Genomic DNA, 16,258 nt, shown 5'->3' on the forward strand with positions numbered 1-16,258 from the left:
CTTGTTGTTTTTGACTTTTTTGGTGATCAGCCTTCGCGCGGATCGAGCGCGTCGCGCAGACCGTCGCCGAGCAGGTTGAAGCCCAGCACGACGAAGAAGATCGCCGCGCCCGGCCACCAGGCCATCCACGGGGCCTGGGTGAGGAAGTTCTTGGCGACGTTGAGCATGGAGCCCCAGCTGGGTGCAGGCGGCTGCTGGCCGAGGCCGAGGAAGGACAGGCTCGCCTCGGCGATGATCGCGGTGGCAACGGTGAGGGTTGCCTGCACCAGAATGGGGGCAAACACGTTTGGCAGGATGTAGCGCGTTATGATGGCCGTGTTGCCGAGCCCGACGGCGCGCGCACCTTCCACGAAATCCTCGGTCTTCACGCTCAGCACCTGACCGCGTGTGAGGCGGATGAAGATCGGCATGGCCGACAGGCCGATGGCGATCATCGCATTGGTGAGGCTTGGGCCAAGGAAGGCGGCAAGCGCAATGGCCAGGATCAGGAACGGGGTCGCCAGCAGCGCATCGGCGATGCGCGAGATGATCTGGTCGACCCACCTGCCGAAATAGCCGGCGAGAAGTCCCAGCGGCACGCCGATCAGCACCGCGATGACGACGGAGACGACGCCCGCCATGAGCGAGGCGCGGGCCCCCCAGATCATGCGCGAGAGGATATCGCGACCGATCTCGTCCGTCCCGAGCCAGTGTGCGGCCGAGGGCGCCTTGCGCACGGCGGTCCAGCTCGTCGCGGTCGGATCCGGCACTGGCAGAAGCGGCGCGGCAAGCGCGATGATGATGAAGAAAGAGACCAGAACCAGTCCGACCAGCGCGCTGCGGTTCCGCTTCAGTTTCTTCCAGGCGCGGTTTTCCGAGCGCGGTGGCAGGGCTTCGGTTTCGACCGTATCGAGGGCGGCACTCACAGCATGCTCCTCATGCGCGGATTGAGCAGGAAGTAGGCGATATCGGCGAGCAGGTTCATGCCGAGAAATCCGATTGCGGTGCACAGGACGACGCCTTGCACGACGGCGTAGTCACGGGTGAAGACAGCATCGACGATCAGCTTGCCGAAGCCGGGAATGGTGAAGATCTGCTCGGTGAGCACGGCGCCCGCCAACAACTGGCCGAACAGGACCGCGCTCAGGGTCACGATCGGCAAAAGCGCGTTGCGAAAGGCGTGCTTGATGATGACGGCGTGTTCGGAAACGCCCTTGGAACGGGCGGTGCGCACATAGTCGGCCTTCAACACGCCAAGCATGGCGGAGCGCGTATGGCGCATCAATGTTGCGGCAAGCGAGGTGCCGAGCACGAAAGCGGGCATGATCATCGTCTGCAGGGAGCGCACCGGGTCCACGAAAATGGATTCAAAGCCGGAGGCGGGCAGCCAGCCCAACTGCACGGACACCAGCAGGATGAGCATGATGCCGAGCCAGAAATTCGGGATCGACAGTCCAGACAGGGCGACCATATTGGCGAGATAGTCGACAAAGGTGCCCTTCTTGACCGCCGAGATGACGCCAGCCGGCACCCCGACCAGGAAGGCGATGATCATAGCCATGATTGCAAGCTGGATCGTGACGGGCAGCTTCGCGCCGATCAGCTGGGTGACCGGTTCGTTGGTGCGCAGCGAGATGCCGAGATCACCCTTCAGGGCCGCTGCGGCCCAGGCGAAATACTGCTGATAGATGGGATCGTTGAGATGGTATTTCTCGCGGATGAACTCCAGCGCCGCCGGATCTCGTTCTTCGCCCGCAAGCGCGAGCGCAGGATCGCCCGGCAGGATCTTCTGCAGGGTGAAGATGAAGATCGAGACGAGGATCAGTGTCGGAACGATGACGGCGAGGCGTCGGGCGATATAAGACAGCATGGCGGGTTCCGCGAGCATTCGGGAAAAAGTGGTCCGGGACGCTTGAGCGGCGTCCCGGACGGAATGCGTGCCGGTCGCAGGACCGGTTCAGACGATCAGTCGGCGAACTTGACGTCCTCCAGACGGATCATTCCGTCGGGATAGGGCTTGAAGCCCTCGATCTTGTTCGACAGCGCCCAGATCCACTTCACGTGATAGAAGTAGACGATGGGCAGGTCCTTATCGAGGATCGTGGTCGCCTTGTCGTAAAGGGCCTTGCGGCTGGCGTCGTCCGGGGCGGAGCGAGCGGCGTTCAGCAGCTCGTCGATTTCCGGATTGCAGTACCCGGAATCGTTCATCCCGGCGCCACAGACAGTGAAGGCATGGATGTTGCCATCCGGATCGATGCGGCCGGACCAGCCGATCTGGCTTGCCTCGAAGTCACCCGAGGTATCGTCGTTGATCAGCTTGGCGAATTCCTTGGAGACGATCTTGATGTCGATATTTGCTTCTGCCGCCATCGCCTGAACGACCTGCGCGATCTGCATCTGGACCGGGTTGTTTGGGACCGAGTATTCGATCTCGACACGGTCGTAGCCGGCTTCCTTCAGAAGGGCCTTCGCCTTTTCCACGTCACGTGCGGGGACGGGGATGTCCTTGTTGTACCAGGGGCTTGCAGGCGAGACCTGCTGGTTGCCCGGCTGGAAGGCGCCTTCGAAGACAACCTGGTTCAGGGCATCACGGTCGATCGACAAGGACAGCGCCTGACGCACGAGCTTGCTCTCACCGAGCGGGGTCTTGGCCCTTTCGCCATTGCCGACATTGAGGGTGAGGCCCTGATAGCCGAGCGACGTGGCGGCCTCGACCTTCAGCTTGCTGTCGGCCTTGGCCGCGCTCAGATCGGTTGCCGCCAGACGTTCCAGCATGTCGATGTCACCGGAGCGAAGGTTGGCAAGGCGCACGGTCGTATCCGGGATCGGCAGGAAGGTGACGCTGTCGAAATGGATCTTGTCTGCGTTCCAGTACTCGTCGAACTTCACCAGAGAAATGCGATCCTGGGCGACGCGTTCCTTGAACTTGAACGGGCCGGAGCAGACCGGGTTGGCTCCGAAATCGACGCCTTCGGCTTTCGCGGCCTTGGGCGAGATCATCATGCCGCCGCGATCTGCGAGCTGGGCCAGCAGGGTCGCATCGGGGTTCTTCAGGTGGAACTTGATCTCGTATTCACCGGTCACTTCGGTCTTCTCGACGGAAGCAAACTCGGATTTACGCTTCGATTCCGGCAGTGTCATCGAGCGTTCGATGTTATAGGCAACCGCTTCGGCGTTGAACGGCTCGCCATCGTGGAAGGTCACGCCCTGGCGCAATTCCATCGTTAGCGTCTTGCCGTCATCGCTCCACGACCAGGCGGTCGCGAGCTGCGGGATCATCTTCAGTTCCGGCGTGATGTCGATCAGCTTGTCGCACAGCGAGGTGTAGACAATGCGACCGACGAACGTGCGAGACTGATCGGGATCGAGAACGTCGGCATCGGAATTCAGTGCAATGCGGAGGTCAGCGGCGAGTACCGGGGTGACCGACAGGCCGACGCCGAGCATCAGTCCGGCAAGAAGCTTTCTATTCATGCGTTGTCTCTCCTTCGTGGCGGGTGAGAGTTTTGGAAGATGGGGCAGGTTGGGCGGTTTGGCGCCCCAGGCTATGGTTTCGATAAAGCGTGAACCGGCGTTTGGCGGCAGGCGAGCGTTCCGGCTCGGTCTCGCGCGGCGTGACCTTTTCGGCCGCAGCCTTCCAATGGTGACAGGCCACGAACCGTCCATCGCCGACAGAGTTGAGAAGAGGTTCCTTTTCAGAGCACATGGCGTCTGCCATGGGACAACGCGTGTGGAAGCGGCATCCCGAGGGGGGCGCGATCGGGGAGGGGACGTCACCCGTGAGTCCGCCATTCATCGGTTGCGCGCTCGGTGAGGGGATGGGGATCGCCTGCATCAATGCCTGGGTGTAGGGATGCAACGGCGCATCATAGAGCGCATCGGTTTGCGCAAGTTCCACCACCTGACCGAGATACATGACCGCGACCCGATCGCTCATATGCCGGATGACAGCCAGATCGTGCGCAATCAGAACCAGCGTGAGATCGAATTCTTCCTTCAGGTCTTCCAGAAGATTGATCACCTGGGCCTGAACGGAGACGTCGAGGGCGGAGACCGGTTCGTCGCCGATCACGACCTTCGGGCCGCAGGCCAGAGCCCGTGCGATGCCGATGCGCTGGCGCTGGCCGCCGGAGAATTCGTGCGGATAGCGGTCGGCAAACTCCGCCCTGAGCCCGACACGGGCGAGCAGCTCGCCCACCTTACGCCGACGCTGCGCCTTGTCGCCGAGCCCGTGCACGCGCATTGGCTCCTCTACGATCGCGCCCACTGTCATTCGCGGGTTGAGCGAGGAAAACGGATCCTGGAACACGAACTGAAGGTCGCGCCTGAGGTGCCGCATCTCGCTTTCCGACAGATCGCTGATGTCACGGCCCTGATAGAGCACAGCGCCGTTTGTCGGTTGCAGCAGCCGGACCAGAAGCCGAGCGAGTGTGGACTTTCCGCAGCCGCTCTCGCCCACGATGGACAGGGTCTCGCCCGGTTTCACGCCGAGTGTGACCCCGTCAACGGCGCGCACGACCTGTCGGGCGCCGAAAAGCGGGCCGCCGGCGTCGAAGTGGCGGACCACGTCGCGGGTTTCCAGGATGTAGGGTGTGTTGTGATCAACCGTGTCGGTCATTCGCCCGCCTCCGCGAAGGTCGTCTCCAGCGGTGCGCGAATGCAGGCCGCCGCGTGTCCCTTTTCGATTTCCACGAGAGGGGGCACGGCTGCCGCGCAAGCCTTGTCGGCGAAGGGGCAGCGGGGCGCGAACCTGCACCCGGCGGGCATCGTGTCGAAGGTGGGAACCATGCCTGAGATCGTCGTCAGCCGACCGGTGCGCTCGCCCAGGGAGGGGATCGAACTCATCAGGCCGAGTGTGTAGGGGTGCTGCGGATCTTCGAAGATCTGGGCGACACTGCCTTGTTCGACGATCCGTCCCGCATACATCACCGCCACCCGGTCGGCGATCTGCGCCACGACGCCGAGATCATGCGTGATGAGCATCAGCGAGGTGCCGGTTTCCTCCTGCAAGGTGCGGATGAGGTCGAGGATCTGCGCCTGGATCGTGACATCGAGTGCGGTCGTGGGTTCGTCGGCGATCAGCAGTGCGGGATCGTTGGCCAGCGCCATGGCGATCATGACGCGCTGGCGCATGCCGCCGGACAATTGATGCGGATAGTCGTTCAGCCGCTTGGCCGCGGCCGGAATTCTCACCCGGTCCAGCATTTCCAGTGCCCGCGCGCGGGCCTGGGCATGGGAGACCTTGCGGTGGCTCAGCACGATCTCGGCGATCTGATCGCCGATCCGGTAGGCCGGGTTGAGTGAGGTCATCGGTTCCTGGAAGATCATCGACATCTGGTCGCCGCGGATGCCATTGATCTCGCGCCGGGGCAGACGCAGAAGATCGCGCCCCTTGAACATCGCCTTTCCGCCGACGATTTCGGCGGGCGGCATTGGCAGCAGGCCCATCAATGACAGGGCCGTCACCGACTTGCCGCAACCGCTTTCGCCGACGACGCACAGGGTCTCGCCGGGATTGATCTTGAAGGATACGCCATCGACCACGTTGGCGGGCGCTCCCCGGAAGCGGATGGCAAGATTTTGCACGTCCAGAAGGGGGGCGTCGGGTTCGGGAGCGGCCCCCAGATCGGGAGAGCGACTTGGCTCCGCGCTAGGCGTCATCACGTTCGACCTCGTCGTGCGGCATAACAAAGATTTCCTGCAGAAACATGAGATGTTGGCGCATGGCGCGTTCCGCGGCCAAAGGATCGCGCTGTGCAATGGCTTCGACCAGATCGTCATGCTGGCGGGTGGCCTGTCGCATCGTTTCCATGGTGCGGACCGCCGCGCGCATGTGGCGCCAGTTCTCGTCCTGGCGAACCCGGTCGATGACGTCGAAGAGGGCCAGGAACAGCCGGTTTCCGGCCATGCGGGCGATGGTGCGGTGCAGGGCACTGTCCCACAGTTCGCGTGCATCGGAATCCGCCGCCTCGACGAGCTTGTTATTGGCCTCCCGCAGCTTGGCGACTTCCTGTGGAGTGGCGCGCAGGGCCGCGAGCTGGGCCAGGACCGGCTCGATGCGCAGGCGAACTTCCATCACTTCCAGAATGTTGGTCTGCTGGGCGAGATCCCGCACGTCGACGTCGGGCCGGTCCGGCGCCGTGCCGATAAAGGTCCCAGCCCCTTGCCTGCGCCAGATACGGCCTTCTGCTTCTAGAACCTCAAGCGCGCGTCGCACGGCGCGGCGGCCGACGCCGATCTGCTCGGCCAGCTCCCGTTCCGTCGGCAATTGCTCGCGCTTTTCCGCTTCGAGCTGGTCGACGATTATCCGCGCCCGTTCCAGAGCAACATTGGAGTTGCGTTGGACCGGCCGACTCTTGTCGGACATGGTGAAACCCGTTGAACCAATCAACATTGGTCTCATTATTGGCTTCGCTTCTTTTGGGTGCAAGCCGTAGAATTTAGCGGTTTTCACGGTGTAGGAGATCCGCCGGTCACCAAACGGAATGTCATGCCACTGGGAGCCATCATCATGGGAATGAAAGGCATTTTCCAATTCGATCCAGGGGGCAACCTGCAACCAGCTTTGCCGGCACAGATTATTTGCCTAATTAGTGACCGGTGAATGCATACAAATTGGGCGGTGGAATCATCACCCTCAAGCGGGGTCGAGAATCCCGCTCTGCGGGGCAGGGCCGCGAGTGGGGGCCATGCGCCCGCCGGCACAAAAGCGCAGTGCCGGGTCAACTTGTGTTCGAGCGTCCGCGATCCGATTTTGCGACAGGGGAGGCGCAAGAGTGTCTTGCAGCACCCGCTGGAAAGGGCCCCACCGCGGAGCCGGTGATCCCTCTGCACATCAGGTCAGGGGGAAAGACCGCGCGCCCGCGCGGTCGATTTCCTCGCATGCGCCGCGAGCATGTTCACGCTGCGCTATAGCGGGTTGCCCCGATCAGGCGGGGCGCTTCGGCTTGTGTTTCTTGTGTTTTGCCGGTTTGCCGTGATCGGCCTCGGCCGTGCGCTGTTTGCGGGGCGGCTTGCCGTTCGGCTTGAATTTCGGCTTCGCTGGCCTCGGCTTTCCGTGTGCGTCGCCCGCCGGTGTGATCCGGATGCCCCTCTCAAGGCTGCCAGCCTGCTCGATTTGCCAGGCATAGCTGGCCGCTTTTTCGGCGGAAATCTCGAAACGGGTTTCGGTATCGTCGATCCGGATCGCGCCGACATCCCGTTTTGTCACGCCGCCCGCGTTGCAGATCATCGGCAGCAGGAACTTCGGATCGGCGCGCTGTTTGCGGCCGAGCGAGATGGTGAACCAGACGCCGTCCTGCATGTCCGGGCCGCGCGGCTCGCGGGGTTTCCCGCGTTCCTCTCTGTCCCGCCGTGTGCGACTCGGGCTTCTGAGCTGCAAGGCCTCGGGGGGGAGCGGCGAGATTTCCTCAGGAACCGGGTGCATGGCCAGTTGCTGGCGAAGGAAGGCCGCAGCGAGGCGTTGCGGCCCAACCCGGTCCAGCAGCTCGGCCACGAAATCCGCCTCCGAAGCGTCGGGATCCGTCGCGGAGGCCGCCTTATCGAGTATCCGTCTGCGGTAGCGTTCCTCGATTTCCGCAATGCCGGGCGCCGAACGCACGGTGGCCGTCAGCTTTGCCAGCGTGAGCACACGGTGGGCTGCGCCGCGCCGGTGTTCGGGGACGATGAGCACGGAAATGCCCTTGCGGCCTGCGCGGCCCGTCCGTCCGGAACGATGCAGCAGGGTTTCCGGGTTGCTCGGCAAGTCGGCATGGACCACGAGGTCGAGGTTCGGGAGATCGATGCCGCGCGCTGCGACATCGGTCGCCACGCAGACGCGTGAGCGTCCGTCGCGCATGGATTGCAGTGCATTGGAGCGCGCCGCTTGCGCCATCTCGCCCGAAAGCGAAACCGCCGAGAAGCCCCGATTGACGAGGCGCGCGGTGAGGTGGCGGACCGCCTCGCGCGTGTGGCAGAACACCAGCGCGCTCTTGCTGTCGGTATCCAGCAAGGTGTTGATGATGGCGTGTTCGCGCTCATCGCGGCGCACCAGCATCAGCTGATAGTCGATGTCGGCATGCTGTTCGGTGGTTGTGGTTGTCGCAACGCGCAGCGCATCGTGCTGGAACGTCTTGGCCAGTTCGGCGATGCCGCGCGGGACGGTTGCGGAAAACAGCAGGGTCCGGCGCTCTTTCGGCGCTGAGCCGAGGATGAATTCTAGGTCATCGCGGAAGCCGAGATCCAGCATTTCGTCGGCTTCATCCAGCACTACCGCGCGAATGGCGCTGAGATCGAGCGCGCGCCGTGTGATGTGGTCGCGCAAGCGCCCGGGCGTTCCGACGACAAGATGCGCGCCACGTTCGAGCGCCCGGCGTTCGTTGCGGATGTCCATGCCGCCCACGCAGGTGGCGATCCTTATCTGCGTTGCCGCATAAACCCACTCCAGTTCCCGCTGAACCTGAATGGCAAGTTCGCGCGTCGGGGCAATGATCAGGCCCAGCGGCGCATCCGGCGCGTCAAAGCGTTCAGCGGATCCCAGCAGTGTCGGCGCGATTGCGATGCCGAAGGCGACCGTCTTTCCCGATCCTGTCTGGGCAGAGACCAGCAGATCGGCATCACGATAGGCTTCGTTCGTCATCTCCAGCTGCACCGGGGTCAGCTGACTGTAGCCCTTTGTCTCAAGGGCGGAAGCAAGGGCCGGATGTATGGCAGAGATCAGGGAATCGGGGGAGGAGTCGGTACTCGGCGTCATGGTCACCATCTTTCAAAGTCGCCGAATACCATAATGTGTGCGCTCTGGGCAGCCATAGTTTGCCGGATCCCCGTCCTTTCGCCCGATAGCTGGTTGAGAAACCGGCGAAAGGGAGGTGGGCGACGCATGAACTTGCAATGTGCGGAGCATGGCATTGTCTCATGCGGTCACTTGATGAGACCGGGCTGCGTTTGATGCTTGGAACGGCGCAGATCGGTGAAGGCGGGCCACAAGGAGCCTGCAAGGCAAGCGCGGCTCAGACAGGACGCGATTGCGTGCCTGCGGAGGCAAGCTCGATGATTTCGTTTGTAATCTCGTCCTGTCTGAGGCGGCGCGACGTGCCGATGAGGTCTTGCAGCGTTTCTGTGACATTGTCATGGGCGGCAAGCATGGCGCGCATGCGAGCCTCGTTCTCCGCCGCGAAAGAGAGCATCACTGCCTCGCTCAATTCCGCAAAGACATATTCCTGCGCCAGTTGTGCGAACAGCCGATCCGGCGGCAGCGTCAGACGCGGTTCGATGGACGTGTGTGCGACGGTAAATCGCGAAAAGTCGAAGGGCACCAGGCGTTTCTTGAGGATCTGCTGCGTTGCGCTCAGACCCGGCACCGTATGGACAATGGAGACCTGCGAGATGTCGCCGGAGGCGAGGCGTTCATAGATGGCTTCGGTGATGCGGTCCGCCAGCGCGCCCGTCTGCGAGGGGTGAGAGATCATCGGGCTGCACCATTGAATTGTCAGCCCGTCTTCTTCTGCCGCGCTCATGCCGCGCGTGCCGACAATGAGCAACTCCTGGTTCTCATTCTTCGCGCGATGCTGCCGGGCCCCCGCGGCATCAAGCGTCTTGCGGCTGAAGGCGCCCGCAAAACCCTGCTCCGCGCACAGGACGATGAGGGCCTCCCGCCCGTCGCCACCGTGGTGGACCGGCGGGCCGCCATCTTGCGGGAGGCAGGCAAGGGCCTGCCCGATGCCTGCGCCGATGGTCTCGGCATAGGCGCGAATGCTGTCGAGATGCGTACGTGCCTCCTGCGCGCGCGCGGCTGCGATGCTGCGCATGGCATTGATGACCGTGGAGAGCTTGCCGACGGTCTCGATCCGCGCCTCGACCTGGGCCAATCTTCCGGTCATGGGGACGCGCCTTCGCTGCCGGTCGATCCTTGCGGCAGGATCGTGCGGGCGAGATCGGCAACGAGAGCGGAAAGCCGGGCGTGTTGGGCCTCGTCCAGCGTGCCGTCCTTGCCTATCTTTGCGACGATTTCCGGCGCATGGGCATCCAGCCATCCGGGCAAGGCCTTGCGGAGCGGACCAAGGCCGGAGACAGGAATGGTGTCGAACGTTCCCTCGCCTAGCGCGCTCAACAGGGCTACCTGATCGACGCCGCGCAAACTCGCGAAACGCGGCTGGGTCAGGAGTGACCGGATACGTTCGCCGCGCGCGATCTGGCTCTGGACGCGCGGATTGGTGATGCCACCGAAACGGGTGAACATTTCAAGTTCCTGAAACTGGGCATATTCCAGACGGATACGGCCTGACACCTTGCGAAGCGCCGGGCTCTGCGCCTTGCCGCCCACACGGCTGACGCTCAGGCCCACATCCACGGCGGGGCGCTGACCGGCTGCGAAAAGGCGTGTGCTGAGGGCAATCTGTCCATCCGTGATCGAGATGAGATTGGTCGGGATATAGGCGGAAAGATTGCCTGCATCGGTTTCCGCAATGGGCAGTGCCGTCAGCGAGCCGCCGCCTTCCGTCTCGGCGAGCTTGGCCGCACGTTCCAGAAGCCGCGCATGAAGATAGAAGATATCGCCCGGATAGGCTTCGCGACCGGGAGGCTCGCGGGTGAGCAACGAAAGCTCCCGGTGGGTGGCGGCGTGGCGGGTGAGGTCGTCGATCACGATGAGGGCGTGCTGACCCCTGTCGCGGAAGTACTCCGCCATTGTCATGCCCGAAAAAGGCGCCAGCCACTGAAGGCCCGGTGCGGCGGCCGCGTTGCCAATAACGAAAATGCAACGCTCCGGTGCGCCATGTTCACGTACCGCTGCAATCACCCGTTCCACGGCGGTGGTGCGCTGACCCACAGCCACATAGACGCAGACGACGTCGCTGGTTTTCTGGTTGATGATCGCATCCACCGCCAGCGCGGTCTTGCCGGTGGCACGGTCGCCGAGGATCAGTTCGCGCTGGCCGCGTCCCAGCGCAAACAGACTGTCGATCACCAGAACACCCGTTTCCACCGGATGGGAAACCTTGTCGCGCGCGATGATCGAAGGCGCAGGCCGCTCGACCGGGTGGCGTTCCAGATCTTCCAGTTCAGCCCCCTGATCGAGGGGGCGTCCCAGCGGGTCCACGACACGGCCCAGGAGTTCCTCGCCCACCGGCACCCGCAACACCTCGCCGGTGTCGACGACGCGGCTTCCCGCTGATACCGCGCCTGCGTCATCCAGCATGACCGCATCGAGCGTGTCGCGATCGAGCGCCTGCACGAAACCTGAATGGCCGTTTTCAAAACGAACGAGCGCGCCCAGCGGGGCGTCTGGCAGGCCGGAGATCCGCGCGATGCCATCAGCCAGATGCACCACACGCCCGATGGCTTGCGCGTCGGGGCCGAGATTGGCGCGGCGCAGTCGCGTACGGCTCCTGTCGAGCCAGTCTGCAAGCGGCTGTTGCTCACTCATGTGCGTCCAACTCCTGCCGGATGCGGTCGAGATCTGCCCGCAGATGATTGCGCACGATGGCCTTGGGCGCATCGAGTTCGAGGCCCGCCAGAAGGCTCGTGTCCGCGGTGATGGTGATGTCGAGCGGATGTCCGACAGCCTGTGCAAGACGTTCCTTGAGGAGCGTGGCTTCCTGAGCGGTCAGGTCCCGTGCGGTGCGGATCGGCACCGGGCCGGTCATGCCGATCCCCTTGCGGGTGCTCTCCGGCAGGTCGATGACGGCGTCCGCAAGCCCCTCGATGAAGCCGGAGATGCGCGCTTCGTCGGGAAGCCGGTCGAGCAACCGGGCCGCGATGTCGGTTGCAAGCGCACCCGCGGCGTCCGACAGTGCCCGCGCTTGCGCGTCGCGCATGCGCTCCAGTTCGCCACGTGTGGCTTCGAGCGCCGCGTCGGCTTGCGCGCGTGCATCCTCCAGAAGGGCTTTCTTTTGCGCTTTCGCCTCCTCTTCGGCGCGGGACAGGATGTCCGCCCGTTTGGATGCTGTCTCTTGCGCCAGCTTTCGCAGCGTCTCGCGCTCGGCCTCCGCCTTGGCATGCTCGTCTTTCGCACGCTGGAACTCGGCTTGTGCAGCCGCCTGACGCTCGGCGATGATCCTTGCGACCGGCCGGAACAGGAAATGCGACAAGATCCACAAAAGGATCAGGACGTTGACCGTCTGAAGCAGCAGTGTCCACCAGTCCAGTTGCATGGCCGGGACCGTTTCTATTGGACGAAGGGATTGGCGAAGAGCACCAGAAGCGCAATCACCAGCGTGTAGATCGCCATGGTCTCGATCATGGCGAGACCGACGAACAGTGTGCGCGAGAGCGTGCCCGCGGCTTCCGGCTGGCGGGCGATGGCGTCCATGGCTGCGGCGACCGCCTTTCCTTCGGCAAGCGCCGGCCCGATGGCCCCGAAACTGACGGCGATGGCCGCGGCGAGGATGCTGACGATCTGGATGAGATTTTCCGTCATGGGCTTGGGCTTTCCTTGTGAGAGGATTGATCGGGAGCCTCCCCGGCCGCGGCTCCAATGAAGACGGTGGCGAGCACCGCGAAGATGTAGGCCTGTACCGCGCCGGTCAGCAGATCGAGAGCCATCAGCGGGATGGGGACGAGAAGGCCCGCAAGGGAGAGGATGATGCCGATCACGAAGACGCCGCTCATCACGTTGCCGAAAAGGCGCACGATCAGCGAGAAGGTGCGGGTGATCTGTTCCACCAGGTTGAGCGGGATCATCACCCATGAAGGCTCGGCAAAGGTGGAGAGATAGCCCTTCAGCCCGCGGGTGGAGATGCCGAACCAGATGGTTGCGGCGAAAACGATGAGGGCGAGGGCAGCGTCTGTTTCCAGATGCGCGGTCGGCGGCTCTATGCCGGGAATGAGCGAGGACCAGTTCGCCAGCAGCACATAGAGAAAGATCGAGCCGATCAATGTGCGATAGGGGCCGGGCGCGCGCTGCATCGTCTCGCGGATCTGGCCGTCGATGGTGGTGACGAAAAGCTCCAGCACGGTCTGCACCTTGCCGGGCAGGAGGCTGAGCCGCCGCGTGGCGAGCCTGCAGGCTAAAGCCAGCCCCAGCATCAGGAACCACGTGACCACCACCGGCGCAGTGATCGGCACCGGCCCCACATGGAAGAGCGGTTCAAGGACAAGCGGGCTTTCCATCAGGCGGGCTCTTTCGTGAAACGCAGGACGAGCGCGCGCGCAATGAGGATGCCCAGCGCGCCTGACAGAAGCGGCAGCGCACCGATGAGCGCCAGCAGGACCAGAACCGCGACGATCAGCGCGAAGCGGGCGATATGCAGGGCGAGCGTGCGCCCGATCGGCCCGCCACCGGTATAAAGTTCGGCCACCCGCTTCAGGCTGGCGAAGTGGAGTACCCCCGCCGCAAGGCCCATCAGCAGGCCGAAAAAACCGCCTGCAAGGGGAGGAAGGGTCTGGAGAGAGGTGAGAAAAGGCATCATTGGCGGTGCATCCATTTCCAGGCCGAGTAGAAGCCGATGGCCGCCCCGATCAGGATTGCAGGCGCGGTGAAGAAGATGCCGGTCGAAAAGCCGCGATCGGCCATGCGCCCCAGGAAAATGCCGATGAGCATCGGCATGACGATGGCCCAGCCGAGAATGCCGATCTGACCGAGCCGGTTGCCAAGCGAGGGTTCGGGCGCCCTTCGGCTCATCTCCTCGCGTGTCGCCGTGCGCCGTGCGGCCTCGGCCATGTGGTCGCGATCTTTCAGGATCATGGCTCGCCCCCGTCCTGCCTGGCGTCGGCAACGATGGAGGGCGGGTGATCGAAGCTTCCCGTATCGCCGGGCCGCAGGTAGCGCATGAGCTGACGCACAGCCTGGGCGTGAAGCCGCATGTCGGCGGCCCGCGCATTGCGCGCTGCATCCTTCTCTTCGGCGCGCAGTTTCTCCACTTCCGCTTCCAGCTCGTGAAGGTCGTCTCCCAGAAGCCCCTGACGACAGGCAACCGAGACATCGTATCCGCCGCGCACCGTCAGCATCCCGCCACGCAAGGCGCAGAAGTGGAGCGCGCCACGTTCGTCCCGCCATCGCATCACGGACGCGGGGAGCACGGTCAGAAACTCGGTGTGGCCCGGCAGGATCCCGAACCCGCCGCTTTCATCTTCCGCCCGCACGGAGGCGACGCCCGTTGCGTCGACGAGCACCTCCATCGCGGTGGTGATGGTGAGGTGAAGGCCTTCGCTCATTCGGCCGCCCCCTTCTTGCGCGCGGCCTCTTCCTTCGCGCGGGCCTCCTCCAGAGTGCCGATCATGTAGAGCGAGCTTTCGTCCCAGTCGTCGGTCTCGCCGGAAAGGATCGCCCTGCAGCCTTCCAGCGTGTCTTCAAGCGGCACCGAGCAACCGGAAATCCCCGTGAAGGCCTCCGTCACCGTGAAAGGCTGGGTCAGGAACCGTTGCAGCCGACGGGCGCGCTCCACCAGAAGCCGGTCCTCCTGTCCCAGCTCCTCCATGCCGAGAAGCGAGATTACGTCCTGCAATTCGCGGTAGTGCTCGATGGTGCGGCGGACTTCGTTGGCCACGCGCTCATGTTCCTCGCCCACGACCAGCGGATCGAGCAGGATGGAGGACGACGCGATCGGATCAATGGCGGGATACATGCCATCTGCGGCCATGGCGCGTGACAGCACGACCATGGAATCCACGTGGCCGGCGATGGTGGTTACCGCCGGATCGGTGAAATCGTCGGCGGGCACATAGACTGCCTCGATGGCGGTGATCGAATGGCCGTTGGCGGAGGCGATACGCTCCTGAAGGGCCGCGACCTCGCTCGCCAGCGTCGGCTGGTAGCCCACCCGGCTCGGCATCCGGCCCAAAAGCCCGGACACCTCCGAACCCGCCTGAACGAAGCGAAAGACGTTGTCCATGAGAAGGAGCACGTCGCGATGCTCGTCATCTCGAAAGGACTCCGCAATCGTCAGCGCCGTCATCGGCACCCGCCAGCGCGCGCCGGGCGGCTCGTTCATCTGCCCGTAGACGAGCACGGTGCGCTCCAGCACCGCGCTTTCGCGCATGTCGCTCAGCATCTCGTGGCCCTCGCGCGAGCGTTCGCCAACGCCCGCGAAAACCGAAATGCCCTCGTAACCCGCGACCATTGCGTGGATCAGTTCCATCACCAGAACGGTCTTGCCCACGCCTGCGCCGCCGAACATCGCGGCCTTGCCGCCGCGCGCCAGAGGGGTCAGCAGATCGATGATCTTGATGCCCGTGCGAAAGAGATCCGTTCGTCCATCCTCGGCGCTGAAGTCCGGTGGAGAACGATGGATCGGAAGTTTCGGCGTCTTCTCCGCCAGCGGCTCAAGCGCGTCGCCGACTTCGCCCGCCACGTTGAGAAGCCGCCCGAGAACCGCGGTGCCGACGGGAACCTCAAGCGGGTGGCCACAGCGGGTTACATCATCGCCCCGCCTGAGCCCCGCCGTCGCCTGCAAGGCAATGCTGCGCACCGTTTGACCATCGAGGTGGGCCTGAACCTCGACGAGCACGGCTCCGCGATCCGGGTTCTCGATGATCAGCGCGTCATTGATGGCCGGCAGACCACCTCCGGCAAAGGCGATGTCCACCACCGCGCCGCGGATCGCCACGACCTTTCCACTTAAAGCCAATCCACTCAAAGCCAATGTGGGCATTGCCGATGCGCCCTCGGGTTACTCACGTTGAGAAAACTGAGACTCAGCATAACTATCAAACGCCTATGGCGCGCCTGCCGCAAGGGGAGGGTTTCTTTCTGTCCGTCTTTTCCGCTCGTCATGACTGTCGGGAGCGATCCAAGTGGTCGGCTGATCAAAATGCCCGTTGGAAGCGGGAGGTGAATACCGGGATCATTGATCAATGACAGTCGCTTCGAACATGGGCCGTGGCGGGCCTGCGTGGGCCGAAACGTTATGGACGTTCTCACGCATATCGATCGACTTCTTGCGCAGTCGGCCATTGAACGAAATTCGCGCGTTGCGTCGCGAGGAGGTTTGGGGCAGACACGGGGCTCGTGTGGTGCTGAAAAACCACGGTTGGCCGGAAAACCGAATTAATGCGCAGATTATTTGCGAGGCTTTCCCGCTGCCGTGCCCTGTGGAGGGCGTGCGCCATATTTATGATTTAAATATACATTTGCGTCATTCCGGCAACAATCGGATTGTCGGAAGTTGTCGTTTCCCAACCTGCGGCTTAGCTGTTAGCGGAACTTCCTTGCGGTCACCGGAATACGAAACTTATTGAAATGATAATTCCAAAAGAAACCAGCGATAAATGTATAATCATATTGATGGATATCAATCTCGCATAATATTATATGATATTAACGGATATATACATGAATAAGACGCTATTATTATGACGGATATTC

The 16,258-nt window shown here is 63.2% G+C and carries 16 protein-coding genes; all 16 read right to left on the bottom strand.

Annotated elements, in window-relative coordinates:
• Positions 1-26 precede the first annotated feature (26 nt).
• Positions 27-905 (bottom strand): ABC transporter permease, encoded by an 879-nt coding sequence (locus tag ABGM93_RS18385; protein ID WP_321333273.1) that lies wholly within the window; start codon positions 903-905, stop codon positions 27-29.
• Positions 902-1,849 carry an ABC transporter permease gene (locus tag ABGM93_RS18390; RefSeq protein WP_319775326.1) on the bottom strand — a complete coding sequence of 316 codons (948 nt, stop codon included), beginning with the start codon at positions 1,847-1,849 and terminating at the stop codon, positions 902-904. Before ABGM93_RS18390 ends, ABGM93_RS18385 begins: the two co-directional genes overlap by 4 nt.
• 95 nt (positions 1,850-1,944) lie before the next feature.
• Positions 1,945-3,426, bottom strand: coding sequence for an ABC transporter substrate-binding protein (locus tag ABGM93_RS18395; protein WP_321506000.1), 1,482 nt, complete (start codon positions 3,424-3,426; stop codon positions 1,945-1,947).
• Positions 3,427-3,445: 19 nt separating this feature from the next.
• On the bottom strand, positions 3,446-4,597 hold the full coding sequence (locus tag ABGM93_RS18400) for a dipeptide ABC transporter ATP-binding protein (protein WP_321501932.1): 1,152 nt from the start codon (positions 4,595-4,597) through the stop codon (positions 3,446-3,448).
• Positions 4,594-5,640 (bottom strand): ABC transporter ATP-binding protein, encoded by a 1,047-nt coding sequence (locus ABGM93_RS18405; protein WP_319775329.1) that lies wholly within the window; start codon positions 5,638-5,640, stop codon positions 4,594-4,596. The genes ABGM93_RS18400 and ABGM93_RS18405 overlap by 4 nt, the downstream gene beginning before the upstream one ends.
• Complete coding sequence (locus ABGM93_RS18410; RefSeq protein ID WP_321501934.1) at positions 5,630-6,538, bottom strand: FCD domain-containing protein; 909 nt, start codon at positions 6,536-6,538, stop codon at positions 5,630-5,632. The genes ABGM93_RS18405 and ABGM93_RS18410 overlap by 11 nt, the downstream gene beginning before the upstream one ends.
• A 369-nt stretch (positions 6,539-6,907) precedes the next feature.
• Positions 6,908-8,710 (bottom strand): DEAD/DEAH box helicase, encoded by a 1,803-nt coding sequence (locus tag ABGM93_RS18415; RefSeq protein WP_321501936.1) that lies wholly within the window; start codon positions 8,708-8,710, stop codon positions 6,908-6,910.
• Positions 8,711-8,966: 256 nt separating this feature from the next.
• Positions 8,967-9,836 (bottom strand): F0F1 ATP synthase subunit gamma, encoded by an 870-nt coding sequence (locus ABGM93_RS18420; RefSeq protein ID WP_321501937.1) that lies wholly within the window; start codon positions 9,834-9,836, stop codon positions 8,967-8,969.
• A complete protein-coding gene (locus ABGM93_RS18425; protein ID WP_321501939.1) occupies positions 9,833-11,380 on the bottom strand; it encodes a F0F1 ATP synthase subunit alpha in 1,548 nt (515 codons plus the stop codon). Before ABGM93_RS18425 ends, ABGM93_RS18420 begins: the two co-directional genes overlap by 4 nt.
• The gene (locus ABGM93_RS18430; RefSeq protein WP_321501942.1) at positions 11,373-12,107 is read right to left on the bottom strand and encodes a F0F1 ATP synthase subunit delta; all 735 of its coding nucleotides are present in this window, start codon (positions 12,105-12,107) and stop codon (positions 11,373-11,375) included. The genes ABGM93_RS18425 and ABGM93_RS18430 overlap by 8 nt, the downstream gene beginning before the upstream one ends.
• Positions 12,108-12,121: 14 nt before the next feature.
• The gene (locus tag ABGM93_RS18435) at positions 12,122-12,373 is read right to left on the bottom strand and encodes a F0F1 ATP synthase subunit C (RefSeq protein ID WP_321333249.1); all 252 of its coding nucleotides are present in this window, start codon (positions 12,371-12,373) and stop codon (positions 12,122-12,124) included.
• Positions 12,370-13,065 (bottom strand): F0F1 ATP synthase subunit A, encoded by a 696-nt coding sequence (locus ABGM93_RS18440; RefSeq protein WP_321501944.1) that lies wholly within the window; start codon positions 13,063-13,065, stop codon positions 12,370-12,372. The genes ABGM93_RS18435 and ABGM93_RS18440 overlap by 4 nt, the downstream gene beginning before the upstream one ends.
• Positions 13,065-13,364: an ATP synthase subunit I gene (locus ABGM93_RS18445; RefSeq protein WP_321501946.1), complete on the bottom strand. Its 300-nt coding sequence runs from the start codon at positions 13,362-13,364 to the stop codon at positions 13,065-13,067. The genes ABGM93_RS18440 and ABGM93_RS18445 overlap by 1 nt, the downstream gene beginning before the upstream one ends.
• Positions 13,361-13,639 (bottom strand): AtpZ/AtpI family protein, encoded by a 279-nt coding sequence (locus ABGM93_RS18450; protein WP_321501948.1) that lies wholly within the window; start codon positions 13,637-13,639, stop codon positions 13,361-13,363. Before ABGM93_RS18450 ends, ABGM93_RS18445 begins: the two co-directional genes overlap by 4 nt.
• Positions 13,636-14,109, bottom strand: coding sequence for a F0F1 ATP synthase subunit epsilon (locus ABGM93_RS18455; protein ID WP_319775349.1), 474 nt, complete (start codon positions 14,107-14,109; stop codon positions 13,636-13,638). Before ABGM93_RS18455 ends, ABGM93_RS18450 begins: the two co-directional genes overlap by 4 nt.
• Complete coding sequence (atpD, locus tag ABGM93_RS18460) at positions 14,106-15,545, bottom strand: F0F1 ATP synthase subunit beta (protein WP_321501951.1); 1,440 nt, start codon at positions 15,543-15,545, stop codon at positions 14,106-14,108. Before atpD ends, ABGM93_RS18455 begins: the two co-directional genes overlap by 4 nt.
• Positions 15,546-16,258: the final 713 nt, after the last annotated feature.

It is taken from the genome of Breoghania sp., assembly GCF_963674635.1.
Classification (GTDB): Bacteria; Pseudomonadota; Alphaproteobacteria; order Rhizobiales; family Stappiaceae; genus Breoghania.